At 73.7% G+C, this 23637-nt stretch carries 24 protein-coding genes and 1 pseudogene; 16 read left to right on the top strand and 9 right to left on the bottom strand.

Going from position 1 to position 23637, the window contains the following annotated elements:
* On the top strand, positions 1-846 hold the full coding sequence (locus ACZ44S_RS15810; protein ID WP_466929038.1) for a spermidine synthase: 846 nt from the start codon (positions 1-3) through the stop codon (positions 844-846).
* A 41-nt stretch (positions 847-887) separates the two neighbouring features.
* Here the strand turns inward: ACZ44S_RS15810 and ACZ44S_RS15805 are convergent, their stop codons facing one another.
* Together ACZ44S_RS15805 and ACZ44S_RS15800 are read right to left on the bottom strand one after the other, a co-directional pair.
* A complete protein-coding gene (locus ACZ44S_RS15805) occupies positions 888-2180 on the bottom strand; it encodes an MFS transporter (protein ID WP_466929035.1) in 1293 nt (430 codons plus the stop codon).
* Positions 2181-2240: 60 nt separating this feature from the next.
* The gene (locus ACZ44S_RS15800) at positions 2241-3251 is read right to left on the bottom strand and encodes a DUF8017 domain-containing protein (RefSeq protein WP_466929032.1); all 1011 of its coding nucleotides are present in this window, start codon (positions 3249-3251) and stop codon (positions 2241-2243) included.
* Positions 3252-3369: 118 nt separating this feature from the next.
* Here ACZ44S_RS15800 and ACZ44S_RS15795 point away from each other — a divergent pair, with 118 nt between their 5' ends.
* On the top strand, positions 3370-3822 hold the full coding sequence (locus ACZ44S_RS15795) for a DUF4442 domain-containing protein (protein ID WP_466929029.1): 453 nt from the start codon (positions 3370-3372) through the stop codon (positions 3820-3822).
* Between the two features lie 37 nt (positions 3823-3859).
* On the opposite strand, the gene ACZ44S_RS15790 is transcribed toward ACZ44S_RS15795, so the two are convergent.
* Complete coding sequence (locus ACZ44S_RS15790) at positions 3860-4324, bottom strand: cyclic nucleotide-binding domain-containing protein (RefSeq protein WP_466929026.1); 465 nt, start codon at positions 4322-4324, stop codon at positions 3860-3862.
* Between the two features lie 233 nt (positions 4325-4557).
* Here ACZ44S_RS15790 and ACZ44S_RS15785 point away from each other — a divergent pair, with 233 nt between their 5' ends.
* From ACZ44S_RS15785 to ACZ44S_RS15775, 3 genes are all read left to right on the top strand, one after another.
* The gene (locus tag ACZ44S_RS15785; RefSeq protein ID WP_466929023.1) at positions 4558-5457 is read left to right on the top strand and encodes a universal stress protein; all 900 of its coding nucleotides are present in this window, start codon (positions 4558-4560) and stop codon (positions 5455-5457) included.
* 190 nt (positions 5458-5647) lie between these two features.
* The gene (locus ACZ44S_RS15780; RefSeq protein ID WP_466929021.1) at positions 5648-8026 is read left to right on the top strand and encodes a phosphoketolase family protein; all 2379 of its coding nucleotides are present in this window, start codon (positions 5648-5650) and stop codon (positions 8024-8026) included.
* Positions 8027-8120: 94 nt separating this feature from the next.
* On the top strand, positions 8121-8750 hold the full coding sequence (locus ACZ44S_RS15775; RefSeq protein ID WP_466929018.1) for a DedA family protein: 630 nt from the start codon (positions 8121-8123) through the stop codon (positions 8748-8750).
* A 67-nt stretch (positions 8751-8817) separates the two neighbouring features.
* On the opposite strand, the gene ACZ44S_RS15770 is transcribed toward ACZ44S_RS15775, so the two are convergent.
* Positions 8818-9348 (bottom strand): gamma carbonic anhydrase family protein, encoded by a 531-nt coding sequence (locus ACZ44S_RS15770; RefSeq protein WP_466929015.1) that lies wholly within the window; start codon positions 9346-9348, stop codon positions 8818-8820.
* A 107-nt stretch (positions 9349-9455) separates the two neighbouring features.
* On the opposite strand from ACZ44S_RS15770, the gene ACZ44S_RS15765 reads away from it, so the two are divergent.
* On the top strand, positions 9456-10307 hold the full coding sequence (locus tag ACZ44S_RS15765) for an acyltransferase (RefSeq protein ID WP_466929012.1): 852 nt from the start codon (positions 9456-9458) through the stop codon (positions 10305-10307).
* A 7-nt stretch (positions 10308-10314) separates the two neighbouring features.
* Here ACZ44S_RS15765 and ACZ44S_RS15760 read toward each other — a convergent pair.
* A pseudogene (locus ACZ44S_RS15760) lies at positions 10315-11171 on the bottom strand (DMT family transporter).
* Between the two features lie 113 nt (positions 11172-11284).
* On the opposite strand from ACZ44S_RS15760, the gene ACZ44S_RS15755 reads away from it, so the two are divergent.
* Both ACZ44S_RS15755 and ACZ44S_RS15750 read left to right on the top strand, forming a co-directional pair.
* A complete protein-coding gene (locus ACZ44S_RS15755; RefSeq protein ID WP_466929009.1) occupies positions 11285-11857 on the top strand; it encodes a helix-turn-helix domain-containing protein in 573 nt (190 codons plus the stop codon).
* A 43-nt stretch (positions 11858-11900) separates the two neighbouring features.
* Positions 11901-12458, top strand: coding sequence for a YbaK/EbsC family protein (locus ACZ44S_RS15750; protein ID WP_466929006.1), 558 nt, complete (start codon positions 11901-11903; stop codon positions 12456-12458).
* Positions 12459-12485: 27 nt separating this feature from the next.
* Here the strand turns inward: ACZ44S_RS15750 and ACZ44S_RS15745 are convergent, their stop codons facing one another.
* Positions 12486-13514 (bottom strand): cation diffusion facilitator family transporter, encoded by a 1029-nt coding sequence (locus tag ACZ44S_RS15745; protein ID WP_466929003.1) that lies wholly within the window; start codon positions 13512-13514, stop codon positions 12486-12488.
* Between the two features lie 71 nt (positions 13515-13585).
* On the opposite strand from ACZ44S_RS15745, the gene ACZ44S_RS15740 reads away from it, so the two are divergent.
* Positions 13586-13945 (top strand): ArsR/SmtB family transcription factor, encoded by a 360-nt coding sequence (locus ACZ44S_RS15740; RefSeq protein ID WP_466929000.1) that lies wholly within the window; start codon positions 13586-13588, stop codon positions 13943-13945.
* Positions 13946-13961: 16 nt separating this feature from the next.
* Here the strand turns inward: ACZ44S_RS15740 and ACZ44S_RS15735 are convergent, their stop codons facing one another.
* Positions 13962-15185 carry a 4-hydroxybenzoate 3-monooxygenase gene (locus ACZ44S_RS15735; protein ID WP_466928997.1) on the bottom strand — a complete coding sequence of 408 codons (1224 nt, stop codon included), beginning with the start codon at positions 15183-15185 and terminating at the stop codon, positions 13962-13964.
* A gap of 60 nt (positions 15186-15245) precedes the next feature.
* Positions 15246-15653, bottom strand: coding sequence for a CoA-binding protein (locus ACZ44S_RS15730; protein ID WP_466928994.1), 408 nt, complete (start codon positions 15651-15653; stop codon positions 15246-15248).
* Positions 15654-15854: 201 nt separating this feature from the next.
* Between ACZ44S_RS15730 and ACZ44S_RS15725 the strand changes: the two genes are divergently transcribed.
* The 5 genes from ACZ44S_RS15725 to ACZ44S_RS15705 all read left to right on the top strand — a co-directional run bounded on the left by ACZ44S_RS15725 (position 15855) and on the right by ACZ44S_RS15705 (position 22053).
* Complete coding sequence (locus ACZ44S_RS15725; protein ID WP_466928990.1) at positions 15855-16580, top strand: hypothetical protein; 726 nt, start codon at positions 15855-15857, stop codon at positions 16578-16580.
* Positions 16577-17119, top strand: coding sequence for a SixA phosphatase family protein (locus ACZ44S_RS15720; RefSeq protein WP_466928987.1), 543 nt, complete (start codon positions 16577-16579; stop codon positions 17117-17119). Before ACZ44S_RS15725 ends, ACZ44S_RS15720 begins: the two co-directional genes overlap by 4 nt.
* A gap of 41 nt (positions 17120-17160) precedes the next feature.
* Positions 17161-17787, top strand: coding sequence for a YigZ family protein (locus ACZ44S_RS15715; RefSeq protein ID WP_466928985.1), 627 nt, complete (start codon positions 17161-17163; stop codon positions 17785-17787).
* 112 nt (positions 17788-17899) lie between these two features.
* On the top strand, positions 17900-19063 hold the full coding sequence (locus ACZ44S_RS15710) for an exonuclease SbcCD subunit D (protein WP_466928981.1): 1164 nt from the start codon (positions 17900-17902) through the stop codon (positions 19061-19063).
* On the top strand, positions 19060-22053 hold the full coding sequence (locus ACZ44S_RS15705) for an AAA family ATPase (protein ID WP_466928978.1): 2994 nt from the start codon (positions 19060-19062) through the stop codon (positions 22051-22053). The genes ACZ44S_RS15710 and ACZ44S_RS15705 overlap by 4 nt, the downstream gene beginning before the upstream one ends.
* Here ACZ44S_RS15705 and ACZ44S_RS15700 read toward each other — a convergent pair.
* Positions 22050-22499, bottom strand: a complete 450-nt coding sequence (locus tag ACZ44S_RS15700; RefSeq protein ID WP_466928976.1) for an Lrp/AsnC family transcriptional regulator — start codon at positions 22497-22499, stop codon at positions 22050-22052. The genes ACZ44S_RS15705 and ACZ44S_RS15700 overlap by 4 nt on opposite strands.
* A gap of 94 nt (positions 22500-22593) precedes the next feature.
* Here ACZ44S_RS15700 and ACZ44S_RS15695 point away from each other — a divergent pair, with 94 nt between their 5' ends.
* Entirely contained in the window at positions 22594-23067 is a 474-nt protein-coding gene (locus tag ACZ44S_RS15695) for a rhodanese-like domain-containing protein (RefSeq protein ID WP_466928973.1), read from the top strand.
* A gap of 44 nt (positions 23068-23111) precedes the next feature.
* Positions 23112-23624 (top strand): immunity 21 family protein, encoded by a 513-nt coding sequence (locus ACZ44S_RS15690; protein WP_466928970.1) that lies wholly within the window; start codon positions 23112-23114, stop codon positions 23622-23624.
* Positions 23625-23637 lie beyond the last annotated feature (13 nt).

Raw genomic sequence — 23637 nt, 5'->3', positions numbered from 1 at the left:
GTGAGCGAGCCCATCCCCGTGACCCGCGTCGTCGATCACGGCACCGCCAAGCTGATGCCCGACGTGGACCGGGAGCGTGCCTGGCTGCTGACCGTCGACGGGGCGCCGCAGTCGTACGTGGACCTGGACGAGCCGGCGCACCTGGAGTTCGAGTACGCCCGGCGGCTCGGACACGTCCTGGACGTGCTCGCCGAGCCGGGCGCCCCGGTGGACGCCCTGCACCTCGGCGGCGGCGCGCTGACCCTGCCCCGCTATCTGGCCGTCACCCGGCCCGGCTCCCGGCAGCACGTCGTGGAGTCCGACCGGCGACTGCTGGACCTGGTCGCCGAGCATCTGCCGCTTCCCGCCGGCGCCGACGTCACGCTGCACGCGGCGGATGCCCGCGCCTGGCTGGAAGAGGCACCCGACGACAGCGCGGACGTCCTGGTCGCCGACGTCTTCGGCGGCTCACGGGTGCCGGCCCATCTGACCTCCGTCGCCTACGTCGGTGAGGCCGCGCGCGTCCTTCGGCCCGACGGGGTGTACCTGGCGAACCTCCCGGACGCGGCCCCGTTCGCCTTCCTGCGCTCCCAGCTCGCCACGCTCGGAACCCGGTTCCCTGAACTGGCGTTGATCGCCGAGCCGGGCGTGCTGCGCGGCCGCCGTTTCGGCAACGCGGTCCTGGCCGCCGCCCACCGCCCGCTGGACATCGCCCGCCTGTCCCGCGCCACCGCCGCCGACGCGTTCCCGGCCCGGGTGGAACACGGCGCCGCGCTGCGGGACTTCACCGGCAAGGCGCGCCCCGTGCGGGACGAGGACGCCGTACCGTCACCCGAACCCCCTGCCGGAGCCTTCGGCATCGGCTGACGCGCGGTGCGGGTACGGCTTCCTTTCAGGGGCCCGTGAGATCAGTTCGGCGGCGCCGGCTCGCGTGTACCGGCGGGATGCCCGGCCTCGGCGGCCGTGCCGGTGACGCGCAGGGTCCGGCGGCGCAGGTTGCGTACGTCCGGGACGCACAGGACCGCCGCCGTGACGACCACGACCAGCGCGGCGCAGCCCCACAGCGCCTCCGTGCGGCCGAACGCCGTCTCCGCCGGGCCCGCCAGCGCCATCGCCGCCGGCACCAGCGCCACGGAGCCGAACCAGTCGTACGCCGCCACCCGGGAGAGCTTCTCCTCCGGGATCTCCTGGTGCAGCGCGGTCATCCAGGAGACCCCGAACACCTCCACGGACACGCCGGTCAGGAACATCACCGTGCACAGCAGCGCGACCGGCACGGGCACGGCGAGCGCCGCGGACGGCAGCGCCAGCGGGAAGACGCACAGGGTGCCGACGAGCAGCAGACGGCGCGGCTGCCAGCGGGTCATCAGCAGCGCGCCCACCACCGTGCCCCCGCCGAAGAAGGCGAGCGCCACACCCCACGGCGCGGCCCCGCCCAGGTGGTCCCGGGCGACGAGCGGCCCGTAGACCGCGTCGGCCGCGCCGACGACCGCGTTGGCGACGGAGAACTGGACGACGATGCCCCACAGCCACGGCCGGCCCGCGAACTCCCGCCAGCCCTCCTTCAGATCGGAGAGCATGCCGCCGCCCGGGGCACGCGCCGGGATGTGCTTCACATCGAGGAACGCCCGCAGCGCGGCGGCGACCGCGAAGGCCGCCGCGTCCGCCGCCAGCACCCAGCCCGGCCCGATCGCGGCGACCATCGCACCGCCGAGCGCGGCACCGCCGAGGGTCGCCCCGTGCATCGCCATCCGGAACACCGCGAACGCCCGTCCGGCCTGCTCGCCGTCGACCGAGGACAGCAGCATGCCCTCCGCGGCCGGGTTGAAGAACGCCTGACCGGTGCCCCCGAGCGCGCTGAACAGCATCATCTGCCACAGGTGCGCCTCGCCCGCCAGGACCAGCGCCGCGAACGCGGCCTGCGAGACACAGTTCAGGACGTTGGCCGCGACCATCACCCGGTGCCGCGGCAGCCGGTCCGCGACGGCGCCGCCGATCAGCAGGAACAGCACCAGCGGAAGGGTGCGGGCGGCGGCGACCAGACCCACGTCGCCGCCGTCGCCGCCCGCGCCCAGCACGGCGAACGCGGCGGCGATCAGCGCGCCGTTGCTGCCGAGGCCGGTCACCACGGCGGCGGCGGTCAGCAGGGAGTAGTTGCGCCCGGCCCAGACGGGGCGGCGGCGGAGGACGGAGGTCGGCACCCCGTGACTATCGCCGGGCGGGGGCCGACTTGCCAAATGGGCCGCCGGCCCCCCGGCCTGCTACGTCCCCGTCGGCGGTTCCTCGGTCAGGCGCACCGTGCTGAGAATCTTCTGCACGGTCTCGTCCGGGATCTCGTCCTTGACGCCCTTGGCCCCGTAGAGGTTCCAGGTCACGTAGTCGCCCGCGCCGTTCTTGAACGCGAACGTGATCGCCTTGCCCTCGCTGTCGCACTTGCCCTTCTGCGGGGTGTTCTCCGAGTGCGACGTGGCGACATGGCCCTTGATGCCCGACTTGGTGGTGTAGGCCTTCGGCTTCACCTGCTTGACGCTCTTCTTGTCGGGCTGTGTGTACCCGCCGTAGATCCACCACGGCACCCGGGTCTCGGCCGCCTCCTGCGTGGTCTTCGCGCCGTTCTCACCGCGCGTTCCGGCGGTGGCGAGGGCGGTGTCCTCCTCGCGGCCGTCCTTGTTGTCGTCGCTGGTGCACCACTTGGACTTCAGATACGCCGGCGCGGTGACGGTGGTGCGGCCCATCTCACCGTCCTTCTCCTCCCACTCGAAGCCCACACTGGTGCCGGGAGTCTCGATCTCCCAGTCGCCGGGGACGTCGAACTTGGTGCCGAAGCGTGTGTTGACGACGACCTGCCAGCCCGGAATGGTCGCCTTCTCCTCGTCACCGCCCCGAGGGTTGTCGCCCGAGGCGGAGGCGCTCGGCTCCGCCGAAGTGTTCTTGGACGCGGTGGCGCTCGGCTTGGCGCCCTTCTTGCCGTCGGCCTCGTCGTCCTTGTCACCGCCGAGCACCAGGAACCCGGTGACGCCCGCCGCCACCACCACGGCCGTCGCCGCCACAATGGCCACCAGCTTGGTCCGGTTCCCGCCACCTCCGCCCTGCGGGGGCTGAGGCATGCCCGCCGTGGACGGACCGCTCCACTGCGACTGCTGCTGATACGGGTTCGGCTGCTGGTAGCCGGGCTGCTGATACGGATTCGGCTGTTGGTACCCCGGCTGCTGGTACGGATTGTTCGACTGCGGGTTCTGCTCGCCCCCGGGCGGCTGCTGTCCTGGCCACATGGGCAGCCACCCTAGCCGCGCCCGGGACACGATTGGGTCACCGCCCTTTGACGGGGACGTAGCAACTCGAGGCCGAGCGGCATGGCGGCCGCAGGCTACCGATGGGTAACATGCGGTCATGAGCGCAGACCAGATGTCCGTCGGCGAGATGCTCGCCGCCACGGTGCCCATGGCCCGTACCCTCGATCTCCGGTTCCTGGAGACCACGCCCGAGCGGGCCGTGGTGGCCCTGCCCGACCAGGCCGACTACCACAACCACGTGGGAGGCCCGCACGCCGGTGCCATGTTCACGCTGGGCGAATCCGCGAGCGGCGCGATCGTGCTCGCCGCCTTCGGGGACCAGCTCTCCCGCGCGGTACCGCTGGCCGTGCGCGCCGAGATCGCCTACAAGAAGCTGGCGATGGGCCCGGTCACCGCCACCGCGACCCTCGGCCGCCCGGCCGCCGAAGTGGTGGCCGAACTGGACGAGGGCCGCCGCCCGGAGTTCCCCGTGTCGATCGCCATCCGCCGCGAGGACGGCGCGGTGACCGGCGAGATGACCGTCGTGTGGACCCTGCGCCCCAACAGCTGACCTTCACCACCCCTTCACGAGCAGAGGCGGCCGTCCCTCACAGGGCGCCGCCGGCGCCGTAGGGGCCGTAGAGGTCCAGCAGCCTGACCCGGGCGGCGTGCAGGCGGTGGGCCACCACGTCGCCGACCCACCGGGTGAGGTCCCGGCCGATCTCGGGGGCGTCCTGGCACAGGGCGAGAACGGCCGAGGCGTCGAACTCGTACGCCCGCACCGGGGTGGCCGCCTCGGCGCCCAGGTGCCACACGTGCGGGGAGAACAGCCACGACCAGCCGATGAGTTCGTTGTGGCCGAGGCGTTCGATGACGGCGGCCCTGCGCCCGGGCACCCGCATGTCGAGTTCGACGGTGCCGGTGCGGATCACCCAGAACCGGTCCGCGTGGCCGCCCTCCTCGAACAACCGGGTGCCTTGCGGGAAGGACACCTCACGGGCGGTCCGCACGAGCCGCGCCCGGTGCTCGGCGGGCAACGCGCGCGGCATGCTGGGGGACGGGGGAGCGAACATGGCGAGCCTCCCGGACGGGACGATCGGTACTGCCCTTGTCCCGCCAGCGTCCGCCTGTGCGCCGCCGCGCACCAAGGGCCGTACGGCCCCAAGCACATGGCGTTCGGCCCCTTCTCCCCGTCGGCGCCCGACCGGGGCCTTTCGGCGCCGGCCCGGGACCTGCGGCCCCTGCGGCCGGATCCGGTGTGCGGGCGAGACTCGAGGTGATCGTCCAACGGCCGGAAGGGCTCACCATGACCCGCACCATCACAGTCGGACTCGACGGCTCCGCCGAGAGCCGGGCCGCCGCCGAGTGGGCGGCCCGGGAGGCGCTGCTGCGCGGTCTGCCGCTGCGGCTGCTCCACGTCCGGCGGCCCGCGCCCGGGCCCGTGCCCGAGCCGTCCCCGCCCGGTGACGGGACCCGCTGGAGCGACCGCATGCTGCGTGAGACCGCCGAGGGACTGCGACTGCGTCACCCCGGTGTCGCGATCACGCACGAGCAGACCGACGGCATGCCGTACGAGGTGCTGACCGAGGCCGCGAAGGACGCCGAGCTGCTGGCGCTCGGTTCCCGGGGGCTCGGCGGCATCGGCGGATTCCTGGTCGGCTCGGTCGGACTCGTCGTCGTGGCCAACGCCGAGCGGCCCGTCGTCCTGGTCCGTGCCGGTGCGCAGGCGGCCGACGAGCACGAACCCGACCCCGCGGGCATCCCGTCGGCCGCCACACGGCACCGGCCCGTCCTGCTCGGTCTGGACGCGGACCGGCCCCACGATCCGGTGACCGGCTTCGCCTTCGCCGAGGCGGCGCGGCGCAGGACCGCGCTGCGCGCCGTCCACGGCTGGGCCCTGCCCCCGTACTACGTCTACGGTCTCGCGGCCGCGCCGGAGGCGTACGACGCCGTCGCCCGGGAGGAGGCCGGGAGGCTGACGCAGGCGCTCGCCCCCTGGCGTGAGAAGTTCCCGCAGGTGGAGGTCGTCGAGGAGTCCTTCGGCGGCAGCGCGTCGGTCCGCCTGGTCGAGGCATCCGCGGAGTGCTCGCTGGTGGTCGTCGGCCGCCGGATCCGCCGCAACCCGCTCGGCGCGCACATCGGGCCCGTCACACACGCGGTGATGCACCACGCGGCCGCGCCGGTCGCCGTCGTCGCACACGACTGAGCCGGCCGCCCAGGGGGTCCGCCCGCAGCCGCCGTACCGCACCGGATTGAGCCACCTGGCCCGTTGTGCGTGCGAGGGGCATCGGCCCCCGGGAAACTGGTACCCCGCTCCTGATGCCCGTTCAGGGCGCGGCCCCGGCCCGTGCCCGCCGACACCCGACCACCCAGGCCGACCACTCACGGAGTCATCCATGCCTGAGGACCAGGACATCCGGACCGTACTGAGCGACGAGGAACTGCGCACGCTGGACGCCCACTGGCGGGCCGCCAACTACCTCTCGGCGGGCCAGATCTACCTGCTGGCGAACCCGCTGCTCACCGAGCCCCTCCGGCCCGAGCACATCAAGCCCCGGCTGCTCGGGCACTGGGGCACCTCGCCCGGACTGAACCTCGTGTACACCCACCTCAACCGCGTGATCGCGGCCCGGGACCTGGACGCGCTGTGCATCTGGGGGCCGGGACACGGCGGGCCCTCCGTGCTGGCCAACTCCTGGCTGGAGGGCAGCTACAGCGAGACCTACCCGGACGTCGGCCGGGACGCGGCGGGCATGGAACGGCTGTTCCGTCAGTTCTCGTTCCCCGGCGGTGTGCCCAGCCACGTCGCCCCCGAGGTCCCCGGCTCCGTGCACGAGGGCGGCGAACTCGGCTACTCCCTCGCCCACGCCTACGGCGCCGCCCTCGACAACCCGAGCCTGCTGGTCGCCTGCGTGATCGGCGACGGCGAGGCGGAGACCGGGCCGCTGGCCGCGTCCTGGCACTCCAACAAGTTCCTCGACCCTGTCCACGACGGTGCCGTCCTGCCGATCCTGCACCTCAACGGCTACAAGATCGCCAATCCGGCCGTCCTGGCCCGCCTGCCCGAGGCCGAACTCGACGCACTGCTGCGCGGCTACGGCCACGAACCCTTCCACGTGAGCGGCGACGACCCCGCCGCCGTCCACCGCGCGCTGGCCGGGGCCATGGACGCCGCCCTGGACCGCATCGCCGAGGCCCAGCGCGCCGCTCGCGAGGACGGCGCGACCGGGCGCCCGCGCTGGCCCGTGATCGTGCTGCGCACCCCGAAGGGCTGGACCGGCCCCCACGAGGTGGACGGGCAGCCCGTCGAGGGCACCTGGCGCTCCCACCAGGTGCCGCTTTCCGGCGTGCGTGACGACCCGGGGCATCTGCGGCAACTGGAGGCCTGGCTGAAGTCGTACCGGCCCGAGGAACTGTTCGACGGTGCGGGCCGGCCCGTCGCGGACGTGCTCGCCCGTGTCCCGGAAGGCGCCCGGCGCCTCGGCTCGACGCCGCGCGCCAACGGCGGACTGCTGGTACGCGACCTGCCCATGCCCCCGCTCGACGACTTCGCCGTCCCCGTCGACAAACCGGGCACGACGCTTCACGAGCCCACCCGGATCCTCGGCGACCTCCTCGAACGGGTCATGCGGGACACCGCCCATCGGCGGGACTTCCGGCTCGTCGGCCCCGACGAGACCGCATCCAACCGGCTCCAGGCCGTCTACGGCGCCAGCGGCAAGGCCTGGCAGGCCGCCACCCTCGACGTCGACGAACACCTCGACCGGCACGGCAGGGTGATGGAGATCCTCTCCGAACACCTCTGCCAGGGCTGGCTGGAGGGCTACCTCCTCACCGGCCGGCACGGGCTGTTCTCCTGCTACGAGGCGTTCGTGCACATCGTCGACTCGATGGTCAACCAGCACATCAAATGGCTGAGGACCTCCCGCGAGCTGCGCTGGCGTGCACCCATCGCCTCGCTCAACTACCTGCTCACCTCGCACGTGTGGCGCCAGGACCACAACGGCTTCTCCCACCAGGACCCCGGTTTCGTCGACCACGTGCTCAACAAGAGTCCCCACGTCGTACGGGTCTACCTCCCGCCGGACGCCAACACCCTGCTGTCCGTCACGGACCACGCCCTGCGCAGCCGCGACTACGTCAACGTGATCGTGGCCGGCAAGCAGCCCTGCTACGACTGGCTGTCGATCGACGAGGCGCGCGTCCACTGCGCACGGGGCGCCGGCATCTGGGAGTGGGCCGGCACCGAGAACGGCGGCGAACCCGACGTGGTGCTCGGCTGCGCCGGGGACGTGCCGACCCAGGAGGTGCTGGCCGCCGCTCAGCTGCTGCGCCGCCATCTGCCGGAGCTGGCGGTCCGCGTGGTGAACGTCGTCGACATCGCCCGGCTGATGCCCCACGGGGAACACCCGCACGGCATGACCGACTTCGAGTACGACGGCCTGTTCACCGCCGACAAGCCGGTGATCTTCGCCTATCACGGCTATCCGTGGCTGATCCACCGCCTCGCCTACCGCCGCAACGGCCACCCGCACCTGCATGTGCGCGGCTACAAGGAGTCCGGCACCACGACCACACCGTTCGACATGGTCGTCCGCAACGATCTCGACCGCTACCGGCTGGTCATGGACGTCATCGACCGCGTCCCGGGACTGGCCGTACGGTCCGCCGCCCTGCGGCAGCGGATGGCCGACGCGCGCACGCGGCACCACGCCTGGATCCGCGAGCACGGCACCGACCTGCCCGAAGTGGCGGAGTGGAGCTGGAACGCCTGAGTCCGGGCAAAGCATCCCGAACCGGTAGGCTTCCCGTCCGTGCGCCCTCCTCGGGTGCACGGACACAGGACCGGCGGAGCGGGAGGAAGCGGCGTTGCACGTCCAGGAGTGGCTCGAGACCGTACCCGCCGTCGCCGTGTACGCGCTGGTGGGTCTGGTCATCGGGCTGGAAAGCCTGGGTATCCCGCTGCCGGGGGAGATCATTCTGGTCTCCTCCGCGCTGCTCGCCTCCCAGCACGGAGACATCGACCCGGTGGTCCTCGGCGCCGGCGCCACCGCCGGCGCGATCATCGGCGACTCGATCGGCTACGCCATCGGCCGCAGGGGCGGACGGCCGCTGCTGGCACGGCTGGGCGCGAAGTTCCCCCGGCACTTCGGCGAGGGGCACATCGCGACCGCCGAGCGGTCCTTCCGTAAGTGGGGCATGTGGGCGGTCTTCTTCGGCCGCTTCGTCGCCCTGCTGCGCATCTTCGCCGGCCCGCTCGCGGGTGTGCTGCGGATGCCGTACTGGAAGTTCCTCACCGCCAACGTCCTCGGCGGTGTCCTGTGGGCGGGCGGCACCACGGCCGTCATCTACTACGTCGGCGTCGTCGCCGAGCCCTGGCTCAAGCGCTTCTCGTGGCTGGGCCTGGTGCTGGCGGTACTGATCGGCATCACATCGATGCTGGTACTGAAGCGCAAGGCAAGGAAGGCAGCACCCGAGCCTGCCGTGGCGGGCGAGTAGCAGCGCCCCCGCGGGGTGAGGGAACTGCGCGACCGCCCCTGGACGGCCCGCAGTCCGCCGACAGCCCTTACGCGCCGTGTTCGTCCCGGTGAGCCTTCGCCAGCTCGGCGTACATCGTGCCGTTGAGGGTGAGCCCCTCCCGTTCCTCGGAGCTGAGCTCCCGCCGCACCTTCGCCGGCACGCCCGCGACCAGCGACCCGGGCGGCACCCGCATGCCCTGCGGCACCAGCGCCTGCGCGGCGACGAGGGACCCCGCGCCGATCACCGCGCCGTTCAGCACCGTCGCCCCCATGCCGATCAGGCAGTCGTCCTCCACGGTCGCCCCGTGCACCACGGCGTTGTGGCCGATGGAGACCCGCTCGCCCACGCTGACCGGAAAGCCGGGATCGGCGTGCAGCGTGCAGTTGTCCTGCACGTTGCTGCTCGCGCCGACGGAGATCCGCTCCACGTCACCGCGCAGCACGGCCCCGTACCAGACGCTCGTGCCCGCGTGCAGCGTCACGTCCCCGATCACCGAGGCCGTGGGTGCCACGAAGGCCCCCGGGTCCACCTGCGGCTCCTTGCCGCCGATGCCGCTGATCAGCGCCTGGTGGGTCATCGTCGCCTCCTCGTCGGGTGATGAGGGAACCGTACGCCACCCGGTGGGGTGAAGATCACAGGGGCGGCGGCCCGTGGGCGCGACGCCTGCCGACTACGGTGAATTCCGTGCCGAAGCGCAAGAACACGTTCTCGTCCTGGCCGCGCCGCCTCGCTCAGCGCGCGGTCCACGCGGGCTGGGCCTGGGTGCAGCGCACGGGCTCGGTGACCGCCGAGCACCCCGGCCGCTTCCGCTTCGGCTCGATCGGCGAGGCCACCCGCCTCGCCTTCCCGCTCGGCACGGTGTTCGGCGAGCCGTGGATCCGGCTCGGCGCGCACTGCATCGTCGGCGAGCAGGTGACGCTCACCGCCGGTCTGATGCCCGGCCTCGACCTCGGTCCCGAGCCGATCCTGCGCATCGGCGACGGCGTCGTCCTGGGCCGCGGCAGTCACATCATCGCCGACACGGCCGTCACCATCGGCAGCGACTGCTACTTCGGGCCGTACGTCTACGTCACCTCGACCAATCACTCCTACGACGATCCGCACGAGCCCATCGGCAAGCAGTGGCCGCGCATGGAGCCGGTGGAGATCGGCGCGGGCTGCTGGGTCGGCACCGGCGCGGTGATCCTTCCGGGGGCGCGCATCGGGCGCAACGTGGTGGTGGCCGCGGGGGCGGTGGTCCGGGGCACGGTGCCCGACCACGCCGTGGTCGCGGGGGCCCCGGCCCGCGTCGTACGCCGCTGGACTCCCGCCGAGGGCTGGCAGCCGCCGCTGCGCACGCCGGCGCCCGTGCCGATCCCGGAGGGGGTCACGCCGGAGCAGTTGCGGGCGCTGTCGCTGCTGGACGAGGAGAGCGTGGCCCGGCTCGCGGAGCTGGACGGGGAGAGCGCGGACCGGCTCGCCGGACTGGACGCGGAATGCGCGGACGGGCTCGCCGACGGCGCACCCCGGCTCGCGGAGCTGGAACCCGGGAGCTGACCGGCCCTCACCCCGTGGCCAGCAGCACCGATCCCACCAGGGCCAGGCCCGCTCCGGCCGTCTGCACCGCACGCAGCCGCTCGCCGAGCAGCCCCCTGGCGGCGACGGCGGTGACCACCGGGTAGAGCGAGGCCAGAACCGCGGCCACCGTGACCGGCCCGGCCTGCGCGGCGATCGCGTACGTGCCGTTGGCCGCCACATCGGCGAGACCGACGAACGCGAGCGCCGGCAGCGAACGCCAGGGAAACCCGCCCGGGCTCAGCGCGAAATTGCCCCGCCGCACCGAGATCCCGAGGACGAGGCCGCCCGCCGCGACATTGGTGACCCGCTGCACGAACAGGGCGAGGAAGAGGCCGGTGAGGGTCGTCGACGCCTCGGCGATCAGGGCCATCACCGACCGAAGCCGAACGCCGCGAGCAGCGTGAGCAGTACGGCCTGGCGCTGCACCGGGGCGCCCCTGAACTGCGGTCCGCCGGCCAGGGCGACACCGGCCACGGCCACCAGGACGCCCGCGAACTGGAGCACCCCGGGCCGCTCGCCCAGGACCAGCCCCACCCCGACGGGCACGGCCACGCCGACCGAGCCCAGCGGGGAGACGACCCCCATCGGGCCCAGGGCGAGCGCCTTGTAGAAGGCCAGCATCGCCACCGGCCCGACCAGCCCGGCGGCCACGGCGAACCACAGCCGGCCGTCCGCCTCGCTCCAGGCGCCCGTCGCGACGACGATCGCACCGAGCACGGCCACCGCGATGGACTGCGAGACCACGACCACGGTGAGCGCGGGCGTGCGCCGGGTCAGCAGTCCGCCGCCGAAGTCGGCCAGACCCCACAACAGGCTCGTGGCCAGGGCGAAAAGTGCTGTCACGGCGGACCTCGCAGTACAGTGCGGTGAACAATCGGGTGCACCACACCGTAGTCGAACACGATGAACCAGACCGTCCAAAATATTGGACCTGACGGAACGGAAACGGACGGAATGTGTCGGATCTCGACCTGCTGACCCAGTCCCTGGCGCGCAACGTCAAGCGCTGGCGCGCCGAACGCGGCTTCACCCTGGACGCGCTCGCGGCGCGGGCGGGCGTCAGTCGCGGCATGCTCATCCAGATCGAGCAGGCCCGCACCAACCCGAGCATCGGCACGGTCGTCAAGATCGGCGATGCCCTGGGTGTCAGCATCACCACGCTGCTCGACTACGAGCGGGGCCCCCAGGTCCGGATCGTCCCCGCCGACCAGACGGTGCGGCTGTGGCACACCGAAGGCGGCAGCTACAACCGGCTGCTCGCCGGTGCCGAGGCGCCCGGCCCGCTGGAGATGTGGGAGTGGCGGCTCATGCCCGGCGAGAGCAGCGACTCCGACCCGCACCCGGCCGGCACGGTCGAACTCGTCCACGTCACCACCGGGGAGCTGACGCTCACCGTCGACGGCGCCGAGCACCGGGTGCCCCCGGGCGCCAGCGCCTCCTTCGAGGCCAACGTGCCCCACGCGTACGGCAACCAGGGCGAGGGCCCGATGGAGATGATCATGGCCGTCTCGGTGCCGCCCGTGCCCTGAGACGCCCCCTCGACGGCCTTCCGGCGGCTGTTACCGTGCGGTCATGCGCGCACCCATCGGAGACTTCGACCACGCCACGCCCACGCCCGACTGTCTCGACGAGCTGACCGACCCGGTGGCCGCCGCCGTCCGCGCCTGGAGCGGCAGCGTCCCCGCCGACCAGATCCTCTACGTCGAGACCGACCCGCGCTGGGCCGACACCGCGGTCTTCGTCGAGCACTACGGCCGGGACCTGCTGGAGCGGTCGGCGAACTGCGTGGTCGTCGCGGGCAAGCGCGGCGGCGACACCACGCTCGCCGCATGCGTCGTGCTGTCCACCACCCGGCTCGACGTCAACGGCGTCGTCCGCCGTCACCTCGGTGCCCGCAAGGCCTCCTTCGCCCCGATGGACACGGCGACGGGGGAGACCGGCATGGAGTACGGGGGCATCACGCCCATCGGGCTGCCCGGCGACTGGCCCGTCCTGGTCGACGCCGCAGTCGTGGACCTGCCGTACGTGCTCGTCGGCAGCGGCCGGCGGCGCGGCAAGCTGCTGGTTCCGGGCAAGGTGTTCGCGGAGCTGCCCGGAGCGGTCGTCCTGGAGGGCCTCGGCGTGGCCTGAGGCCGCCCGCCGGACCCGAGGGCCCGGTCAGGCCGGGCCCGCCGCGTGGTGGGCCAGCGGCTGATGCGGGTCCGCCGCACCCGGCACCGGTTCCGGGTCGGCGTGGACCATCGCGGCGGTGAGCCGGGGAACGGCGTGCAGCAGTGCGTGCTCGGCGTCGACGGCGATGCGATGGGCCTCGCGCACCGTGGCCTCGCCGTCCACCACGACCGCCACCTCCGCGCGCAGCCGGTGGCCGATCCAGCGCAGCCGGAGTTCGCCCACGCTCCGCACCCCGTGCACCTCCGTCAGGGCCCGCTCGGCCCGGTCCACCAGTGCCGGGTCCACGGCGTCCAGCACCCGCCGGAACACCTCCCGTGAGGCGTCGCGCAGGACCAGCGCGATGGCCGCCGTGATCGCGAGTCCCACGACCGGGTCGGCGTACCGCCACCCCAGGGCCGCGCCGCCGGCGCTCAGCAGCACCGCCAGTGAGGTGAATGCGTCCGTGCGGGCGTGCAGCCCGTCGGCGACCAGCGCGGCCGAGCCGATGGCGCGCCCGACGCGGATGCGGTACCGGGCCACCCACTCGTTCCCCGCGAACCCGACCAGGGCCGCGGCGGCGACCACCGGAACGTGTGCGACGGGCCGCGGGTCCAGCAGCCGGTCGAACGCGGTCCAGCCCGCGAAGACCGCGGACGCGGCGATCGTCAGCACGATCACGAGGCCGGCCAGGTCCTCGGCCCGCCCGTAGCCGTAGGTGAAGCGGCGGGTGGCGGCGCGCCGCCCCAGTACGAAGGCGATGCCGAGCGGTACGGCGGTCAGCGCGTCGGCCGCGTTGTGCACCGTGTCGCCGAGCAGCGCCACCGAGCCCGAGACGAGCACCACCACCGCCTGCGCCAGCGCCGTCACCCCGAGCACCGCGAGGGAGACCCACAGCGCGCGCATGCCCCGGGCGGAGGACTCCAGGGCGGAATCGAGCTTGTCGGCGGTCTCGTGGGAATGGGGACGGAGGTGATGGGCGAGGCGGTGGAACGGGGAAGGCCGGTGGTGGTGGTCGTGGTGGTGCCGGTCGGTCACGGTGGTCCCCTTCCGGAGCCGGTGCCTGGGCGGGATGGACGCGGCGGCGTCCACGGAGTCATTATGTGCGTATGAGCGCACGCATGCACCTGTCATCTGCGCAGGATGCGCATCCGCACACTTCGGGCGAGGAGCAGTTCGCGCTCGCGGCGGAGCTACTGGCGCTGCTCGGTGACCGCACCCGGCTGGCCCTGCTGCACGCCCTGAGCGGCGGCGAGGCCGATGTCACCACGCTCACCGAGGCGTGCGGGGCGGCGCGCCCGGCGGTCAGCCAGCATCTGGCGCGGCTGCGTCTGTCGGGGCTGGTGGACACCCGCAAGGAGGGCCGCAGGGTGATCTACTCCCTGCGCGACGGCCATCTGCGGCGGCTGGTGGACGAGGCGCTGAACGTGGCCGACCACCGGATCGGCGACCGTCCCCCGCACGACTGACGGGAGTGCCGCGCCCTCAGTACCGGGCTGCCGTACCCAGGTACTGCTCGGCGAACGCGGCCGCGGCGGTGGGGGAGGTGAACAGGCGGTGCAGCCGGGCGAGTGCGGTGCCCGAGCGGAACGGGTCCCCCGTCGCGGCGCCGTGGTACACCTCGGACAGCCACTGGGAAAACTCCTGGTAGTCCCATACCCGGCGCAGGCACTCCCGGGAGTAACCCCTCAGTCCGCTCTCGTCGTCCCGGGTGAGCCGCGCGACCAGGGCGTCCCCGAGCAGGAACGCGTCGTGCAGGGCGAGGTTCATGCCCTTGGCGGCGATCGGCGCGACCAGATGCGCCGCGTCCCCGGCCAGGAAGAGCCGGCCGAACGCCATCGGTTCGGTGACGTAGTCGTGCATGTCCAGCACGCGTTTCTCGATCAGCCGCCCCTCGGCCGGCGGAGCCGCTCCCGCCGCCGCCAGCCGGCGCCGCAACTGCGACCAGACGCGCTCGTGCGGCCAGGAGTCCGGGTCGTCACCGGGCGGGCACTGGAGGTAGTAGCGGGTCACCTCGGGACTGCGGGGCATCTGGCCGGCGAAGCCGTCCGGGTGGCAGCCGAACAGGACGCAGTCGGCGGACGGCGGCGCCTCGGCGAGCAGGGCCAGCCAGCCGATGCCGTAATCGTGCCGCGCGACCCGGGCACGCTCCGGCGCGACGGACGACCTGCTCACCCCGCGGGCGCCGTCGCAGCCGGCGACGAAGTCACAGGCCACGACCTCCCGCCGGCCGCTGCCGGGGCAGAGGTAGGACACCGAGGCGCGGTCGCTGTCCAGGCCGTGCAGCCGTACGTCGCGCACCCCGAACCGTATGTCCCCGCCGCGCACGTCCGCGTACTCGCGCACCAGGTCCGTCACCAGCAAGGGCTGTGGGTACACCCAGTGGTGACGGCCCGTCAGCTGCTGGTACGGGAACCGGTAGCGCTCCCCGTCGAAACGGAACTCGCACGCGGTGTGCAGCTCGGCACGGTCCAGCAGGTTCCCCGCCAGGCCCCGCCGCTCCAGGCCGCGCACCGCCCACTCCTCGATCACCCCCGCCCGGGGCCGGCGTTCGATGAACTCCCGGCTCTCGGTCTCCAGGACCAGACAGTCCACACCGGCCGCCCGCAGGATGTTGCCGACGGTCAGCCCGGCGGGCCCGGCGCCCACGACGACAACCGGAAAGTCTTGTGGAGCAGAGGAGTTGGGGTGGGGGGAGCTCTGCGTCATCGCGTCATTATGGCGGCACGGCACCCTCGTGGCACCGTGCCGTCGCGGCCTGCGGAGCGGTCAGCCGAGCCGGGGTATCTCGATCGCCGGGCAGCGGTCCATCACCATGTCCAGCCCCGCCGCGCGGGTCCGCTCACAGGCCGCCTCGTCGATGACGCCGAGCTGGAACCACACCGCCTTGGCGCCCTTGGCCACCGCCTCGTCGGCGACCGCACCGGCCAGGTCGCTGTTGACGAACACGTCCACGACATCCACGTCGAACGGGATGTCCGCGAGCGAGGCGTACCCCTGCTCGCCGTGCACCGTCTCGGCCTTCGGGTGCACGGGCACCACACGTTTGCCGAAGCGCTGGAGCACCTGGGCGACGCCGTACGCCGCGCGCTGCCGGTTCGACGACAGGCCCACCACGGCCCAGGTGTCACCGTGCTGGGTGAGGATCTTGCGGACCGTTGCCTCGTCGCCGTACACCGGCGGCCTCCCGGAATCGTGGAAGAACTGTCGCTCCGCACAACGAGGCAGGACTCGCGGTGATTCCCGTGAGCGCCGCCGCCCCGGAGGGCCGCCGACTCTAGCGGCCGGAGAGCCGTGCGATGCCGGGAACGGCGCACGGCGACCCGAAAAGCGTGCGGGATACCTGCGTACGCCCGCTCGCACGCCTACGCTCGCCTCGTGCTGCGCATCACCGACGCCCGAACCGGCGAGCCCGTGGACGCAGCCCCCGCCCGGCGGGGGCTGACCCGGGTCGAGGCCCACACACAGGGGTTCGACCCGGCGAACCTGCGTGTGCTGCTGGTCGCCGACCTGCTCGTACGAGCCCTGGAACTCGGCGGCACGCCCGTGTGGGCGCTGCTCACCGGCGAGCGGCAGCAGGCGGAGCTCCGCGCCGCGGGCGAGGCCCTCGGCGTCCGTCCCTTCGAGGACGGCCGGGACGCCGGCACCGGCCTGGGCGAGGCGCAGGTGCTGCACGTGGCGGGCGAGGGCGCCGAAACCCCCGAGGGGCCGTGCGTGGCCGTGGCACCCGTGCACTGGGAGGCACCCGGCCCACCGGACGCCATCGACCCCGCCGTGCTGCGCCTGGCCCTGCTCGCACACCCCGGGCGAGCACCCGTCACGGTCGATCCGGCCGCCCTGGACGACGCCCGCGACACCCTCGGCCGCTGGCGCCGCGCGGTCGCCGACTGGGCCCGCCGGCCCTCGCGCCCCGTCCCGGACGCGGTGCGCGCGGACCTGCGCACCGCCTGGGAGGACGACCTGGACACGGCCGGCGTGCTGAGAGCGCTCCGCGCGGTGGAGACCGACCCCGAGCTGCCGGACGGCGCCCGCTTCGAGACCTTCGCCTATGCCGACCGCCTGCTCGGCCTCGACCTCACCCGCGACCTGGGATCCCCGGCATGATCGAGCGCGCCGGCGCGGGACCCCTGCGCCGCCTGGTCGTCCTGCGCCACGCCAAGTCCGCCCGCCCGGAGGGTGTCACCGACCACGAACGGCCCCTAGCCCCGCGCGGCGCCAGGGACGCGCCCGCCGCGGGACGGATGCTCGCCGACGCCGACTGCCTGCCCGGCCTCGCCCTGTGCTCCACCGCGGTGCGCGCCCGCCGGACCTGGGAACTGGCCGCCGCCCAGTGGGGCACGCCCCCGCCGGTCCGTCACGACCCGCGTCTGTACCACGCCGGCGTTCCCGAGCTGCTGGCCGTGGTCCACGAGGTGCCGGCCGAGGTCGAGACGCTGCTCCTGGTCGGCCACAACCCGGGGCTCGAGGACCTCGTCCTGGCCCTGGCCGGTGACGGACTGGACGACACCCTGGAGCGTGTCCGCGCGAAGTTCCCCACCTCCGCGGTCGCCGTGCTCTCCCGGCGCGGCGCCCGGTGGCGGGACCTCGCCCCCGGCAGCGCCCTGCTCACGTCGCTGACCGTGCCCCGGGGCGGCAAGCGGTAGCCGCGGCGTTGCGTCCGCGTGGTGGCGCATAGGCTGGCCGGATGCAGGACGAGTACCGCACCGTCGCGCGCGCGGGTGTGCACGGGACCGAGATCAACCGCTCCCGCTTCCTGTGCGCCCTCGCCCCGGCGGCCACCGAGCAGGAGGCGCAGGACTTCATCGCCTCCGTGCGCAAGGAGCACGCCGACGCCACCCACAACTGCTGGGCCTATGTCATCGGCGCCGACGCCTCCACCCAGAAGGCCAGCGACGACGGGGAACCCGGCGGCACCGCCGGCGTCCCCATGCTCCAGATGCTCCTGCGCCGTGACATGCGCTACGTGGTCGCCGTCGTCACGCGCTACTACGGCGGCGTCAAGCTCGGTGCGGGCGGCCTCATCCGCGCGTACGGCGGCGCCGTCGGTGAGGCCCTGGACACGATCGGCACCCTTACCCGGCGCCGCTTCCGGCTGGCCACCGTGACCGTCGACCACCAGCGGGCCGGCAAGGTCGAGAACGACCTGCGCGCCACCGGACGCGACGTGCGCGACGTGCACTACGGCGAAGAGGTCACGATCCGGATCGGCCTCCCGGACGCCGACGTGCCCGCCTTCCGCGCCTGGCTCGCCGACGCCACCGCGGGGACGGCCGGGTTCGAGCTCGGCGGCGAGGCGTACGGGGACGTGTGACCGGTTCGGAATGCTTTCCCCCCATAACGGGCGAACCCGGATCGGGTCATGACGGAGCGATACGGGAGTAACCGCTCGGGATGTCCGACCCTCCGGTTACGCTGCGGGGATCATGAGACTGCTGCACACTTCCGACTGGCACCTCGGCCGGTCCTTCCACCGGGTCGGCATGCTCGGTGCCCAGGCCGAGTTCATCGGCCACCTCGTCACCACCGTGCGGGAGCGCGATGTGGACGTGGTGGTCGTGTCGGGAGACGTGTACGACCGCGCGGTGCCTCCGCTCGCCGCGGTCGAGCTGTTCGACGACGCCCTGCACCGCCTCGCCGGCCTCGGGGTGCCCACGGTGATGATCTCCGGCAACCACGACTCGGCCCGCCGCCTGGGCGTCGGCGCCGGACTCATGGGGCGGGCCGGCATCCATCTGCGGACCGAACCGGCCGCGTGCGGCACGCCGGTGGTGCTGTCCGACGGGCAGGGGGACGTCGCCTTCTACGGGCTTCCCTATCTCGAGCCCGCCCTGGTACGGGACGAGTTCGCGGTGGAGAAGGCCGGACACGAGACGGTGCTCGCCGCCGCCATGGACCGCGTCCGCGCCGATCTCGCCGGACGTCCGCCCGGCACTCGTTCCGTGGTCCTCGCCCACGCCTTCGTCACCGGCGGCGAACCCAGCGACAGCGAGCGGGACATCAGCGTCGGCGGGGTGGCCGCCGTTCCCGTCGGGGTGTTCGACGGCGTCGACTACGTGGCGCTCGGCCATCTGCACGGCTGCCAGACCCTCACCGACCGGGTCCGCTACTCCGGCTCCCCGCTGCCGTACTCCTTCTCCGAGGCCGGCCACCGCAAGACCATGTGGCTCGTCGACCTGGCCGCGGACGGGACCGTGACCGCCGAGCGCGTCGACTGCCCGGTGCCGCGCGCCCTGGCCCGGATCCGCGGCACCCTCGAGGAGCTGCTCGACGACCCCGCCCTGGCACGGCACGAGGACGCGTGGGTCGAGGCGACGCTCACCGACCCCGTCCGCCCGGCCGACCCCATGGCCCGGCTCACGGAGCGCTTCCCGCACACCCTCAGCCTCGTCTTCGACCCGGCCCGCACGGCCGACGGCCCCGAGGTCTCCTACGCCCGCCGCCTCGCCGGCCGCGACGACCAGCAGATCGCCGAGGACTTCGTGGCCCACGTGCGTGGCGCCGGCCCCGACCCGCACGAACGAACCGTGCTGCGCGACGCCTTCGACGCGGTCCGTGCGGACGACGCGGCGCGGGAGGTGGCACGATGAGGCTCCACCAGCTGCATCTCACCGCCTTCGGGCCCTTCGGGAGCACCCAGAGCGTCGACTTCGACGAGCTGTCCGCCGCGGGACTGTTCCTGCTGCACGGTCCCACCGGCGCCGGCAAGACCTCCGTGCTCGACGCCGTCTGCTACGCGCTGTACGGCTCCGTGCCCGGGGCCCGGCAGAGCGGCCAGGGCATGGCGCTGCGCAGCGACCACGCCGCCCCGGCCACCCGCACCGAGGTCACCCTCGAGCTCACCGTCGCGGGACGGCGGCTGGAGATCACCCGGCAGCCGCCCTGGGAGCGGCCCAAGAAGCGCGGCACCGGCACCACCCAGGACAAGGCCCAGACCTGGCTGCGCGAACGCGACGCCGCCTCGGGGGGCTGGAAGGACCTCAGCCGCTCGCACCAGGAGATCGGCGAGGAGATCACCCAGCTCCTCGGCATGAGCCGGGAGCAGTTCTGCCAGGTCGTGCTGCTGCCCCAGGGTGACTTCGCCCGCTTCCTGCGCGCCGACGCCGAGGCCCGCGGCAAGCTGCTGGGCCGTCTCTTCGACACGCGCCGCTTCGCCGACGTGGAGAAACGCCTCGCGGAGCGCCGGCGGCTCACCGAGTCCCGGGTGCGCGAGGGCGACAGCGGCCTGCTGGCCGACGCGCACCGGATGCAGCAGGCCGCGGGCGGCGCCATGGAACTGCCCGCGCTGGAACCCGGCGAGCCCGGACTGGCCGAGGCGGTGCTGGGCGCGGCCGCCGTCGCCCGCAGCACCGCGCGGGAACAGCTCGGCGTCGCGCAGTGCCGCCTCGCCGCCGCGGAGTCCGCCCTGCGGGACGCCGACCGGGAACTGGACGACGTACGTGAACGCGACCGGCTGCAGCGGCGGTTCGCCGAGGCACGGGAGCGGGCGGCGCGGCTCGAGGAGACCTCCGCGGCCCACCGGGAGGACCAGGCCCGCATGGAGCGGGGCCGCAAGGCGGAGACCGTCGCCCCCGCCCTGGAGATGCGGGACTCCGCCGAGGCCGAGCACCGGCGGGCGGCCGGTGCCGAGCAGCGCGCGCGAGCCCTGCTCCCGGCGTCGCCGGCGGACGCGGGGGCGGCCGTACTCGCCGTCGCCGCCCGCAGGGCCGCCGAGGAACTGGGCGGTCTGGAGTCGGCCCGCCGCGCCGAGCGGCGACTGGCGGAACTCCTCGGCGAGCGGGCCGCCCTGGACCGCCAGGAACACGCCGACGAGGAGGTCCGGGAGGAGGCGGAGACCTGGCTCGCCGCCTGGGAGGAGACCCGGACCAGGCTGGGGACCCGCATCGAATCCGCGCAGCAGGCCGCGACCCGGGCCGGGGAACTCGCCGTGCAGCGCGATCCCGCGCGGCAGCGGCTGAACGCCGCGCGGACGCGCGACCGGCTCACCGAGGACACGGAGACGGCCGCCGAGCGGGCCCGCGCCGCGCGGGAGCGCGCACTCGCCGCCCGGCAGCACTGGCTCGACCTCAAGGAACAGCGGCTGAACGGCATCGCCGCCGAACTGGCCGCCGGCCTCTTCGACGGCGAACCCTGCGCCGTCTGCGGCGCCACCGAACACCCCGCCCCCGCCCGCAGGGTCGACGGACACGTCGACCGCGAGACGGAGGAACGCGCCCTCGCCGACTACCAGAGCGCCGACGACAGCCGCGCGGAGGCCGAGCGGCGGCTCGGCGAGATACGTGAGGCGCTGGCCGCCGCGGGCGCGGAGGCCGGGGACACCCCCACCGAGCAGCTCTCCCGCGCGGTCGACGAGCTCGAGCAGCAGTACGCGCGGGCGCGGGACGCCGCCTCCGTGCTGCACTCCGCGCAGGAACAACTGCGCGGGGCGGAGCGTGAGCACCAACTGCGGGTCGCCGCCCAGCGAGAGGCGGCCGTCCGGGCCGCATCCCGGGTGGGGCACCGTGAGCGGCTGGACCGGGAACGCGCCGCGCTGGAGGAAGAGTTGGCCCAGGCGCGCGGGGAGGCCGGCAGCGTGGCCGCGCGCGCCGCGCAACTCGAGCAGAACGTCGCGCGGCTCACGGACGCCGCCGATGCCGCGCGCGCCGCCGAGACCGCGGCCCAGCGGCTCAAGGAGACCGACGCCCGGCTGTCCGACGCCGCCTTCCGCGCGGGCTTCGACACCCCGCAGGCCGCCGCCGGCGCCCTCCTCGACGACGCCGCCCATCGCGCCCTGCAACGGCGCCTGGACGCCTGGCAGCACGAGGAGGCGGCCGTCCGGGCCGTCCTCGCCGAGCCGGAGACCGCCGCCGCCGCGCAGCGGCCGCCCGCCGACCTCGCCGCCGCGCAGCGCAGTGCCGCGGAGGCCGAGCGCAGGGCGCGCGAGGCGGCCTCCGCCCATGACGCCGCCGTCCGGCGCTGTGCCGAACTCGACCGGCTCTCCGCACGGGCCACCGCCTCGGTACGCCGGCTGGGGCCGCTGCGCGAGGAGTACGACCGGGTGGCCCGCATGGCCGGTCTCGCCGCCGGTACCTCGGCGGACAACGAACGCCGGATGCGACTGGAGTCGTACGTCCTCGCCGCCCGCCTCGAACAGGTCGCCGCCGCCGCGACCGCACGGCTGCACCGCATGTCGTCCGGGCGCTACACCCTCGTGCACTCCGACGACCGCACCGGCCGCGGCCGCAGCGGACTCGGGCTGCACGTCGTCGACGCCTGGACCGGACGCGAGCGGGACACCGCGACCCTCTCGGGCGGCGAGACCTTCTTCGCCTCGCTGGCCCTCGCGCTGGGTCTCGCGGACGTCGTCACCGACGAGGCCGGCGGGGTGCGGCTCGACACGCTCTTCATCGACGAGGGCTTCGGCAGCCTGGACGACCAGACGCTCGACGAGGTCCTGGACGTCCTGGACTCCCTGCGCGAGCGGGACCGCAGCGTGGGCATCGTCAGCCACGTCGCCGATCTGCGCCGGCGGATACATGCCCAGCTGGAGGTCGTGAAGGGCCGCTCGGGTTCGGAACTGCGCCAGCGTGGAACGCGCTAGGAGCGGCCCAGGGGACGGCGCGGCAACGGTGAGGAGTACACCACGCTGGTGGTCACCGAGCCGAGCGCGCCGATCCGTCCCGACACCTCCTCCAGGTGCCGCATCGAGCGGGCGGCGACCTTGATGACGAAACAGTCGTCGCCCGTCACATGGTGCGCCTCCAGGATCTCGGGCGTGGCGGCGACGAGGTCGTGGAACGGCTTGTAGTTGCCGGTCGGATAACGCAGCCGGACGAACGCCAGGATCGGCAGCCCGATCCGCTCCGGGTCCACCACCGCCGCATAGCCGCGGATGACCCCGGCCTCCTCCATCCGCCGCACCCGCTCGGTGACCGCGCTGGCGGACATCGAGACGGCGCGGGCGAGCTCGGCGAAACTGGCCCGTCCCTCCCGTTGGAGGACGTCCAGAATGCGCCAGTCCGTGGCGTCCGGTGAATACGCGGCCATCTCCGAGATGTAGCAGGGAAATCCCTGGCCGATCAAGAGCAGGTCCGGGGATCCTCACTTCAGACGCCGATTCCGCGCCCGTAGTTTCTCTCTTATGACCATCACACTGAACCCCGTCCTGCGCGTCGCCCCCGCCTCCCCGGCCGCGGCCGCCGCCCACTTCCGTGCCGGCCTCGCCTTCCACACCGACGTCTCCGACGTGGCCGCCGCGCTCGCGGACGGTGGCGAGCCCGGATTCGTCCTGGTGGACTGCCGCTCCACCGAGGCCTGGGACCAGGGCCATGTCCCCGGTGCGGTGCACCTCCCCACCGCCCTCGTGCCCGGTCGGGCCGCCGAACTACTGGATCCGTCCGTGCCGGTGGTGACGTACTGCTGGGGCCCCGGCTGCAACGGCGCCGCCCGCGCCGCGCTCGCCCTCGCCGAACTCGGTTACCAGGTCAAGGAGATGCTCGGCGGCTACGAGTACTGGGTGCGCGAGGGTTTCGAGTTCGAGACCTGGCGCGAACGCGGGCGCCGCGCCGCCGACCCGCTGACCGCACCCGCGGGAGCCGACGACTGCGGATGCTGAACCCACGGCTCCGGTAAGCGGATCGACCCGGTAGGTTCTGCGCCATGGTGCGATACGCGGAGCCGGGCACGGTCGAGTGGGTGGAGTCGGGCGGTGGACCGCTCATCGCGGTGCCGGAGACCGTACTGCCGTTCTGGACGGGCGCCGACGGCGAGGAGACGGCCTCGGACTACGACCGGGCCTGCGAGGTGGACGGACTCGTCGGGCTCCTCCCGGTCGGCGACGCCGCAGCCCTTGTCCTCGGCGACGAGCCCGCCGCCACCGCCTTCCTCCCCGAGCACGGCACCCTCGTCCGGTGGATCGCCGGGGACTGCGAGGCCGAGCTGCTGGCGAGCATCCCGGCGGCGCTGCGCACCGCGCGGTGGCAGCCCGAGGTGCAGTGGAAGGTGCCGGGCACGGTCGTCCTGTTCGACGCGGCCTGGCCCGGCACCGGCTCCACGGGCACCGACCACGTGCGCCTGGCACTCGCCCCCGGCCGCTACGCCGTCCGCGCGGCCGAGGCGCAGCCAGGCCCGGAAACCTGGCTGGTCCTGGTCCAGCTCCGACCGCTGACCTGACCCGTTCCGCACC

This window comes from Streptomyces malachitofuscus (assembly GCF_055571035.1).
This window is presented reverse-complemented; position numbering and strand designations above follow the sequence as displayed.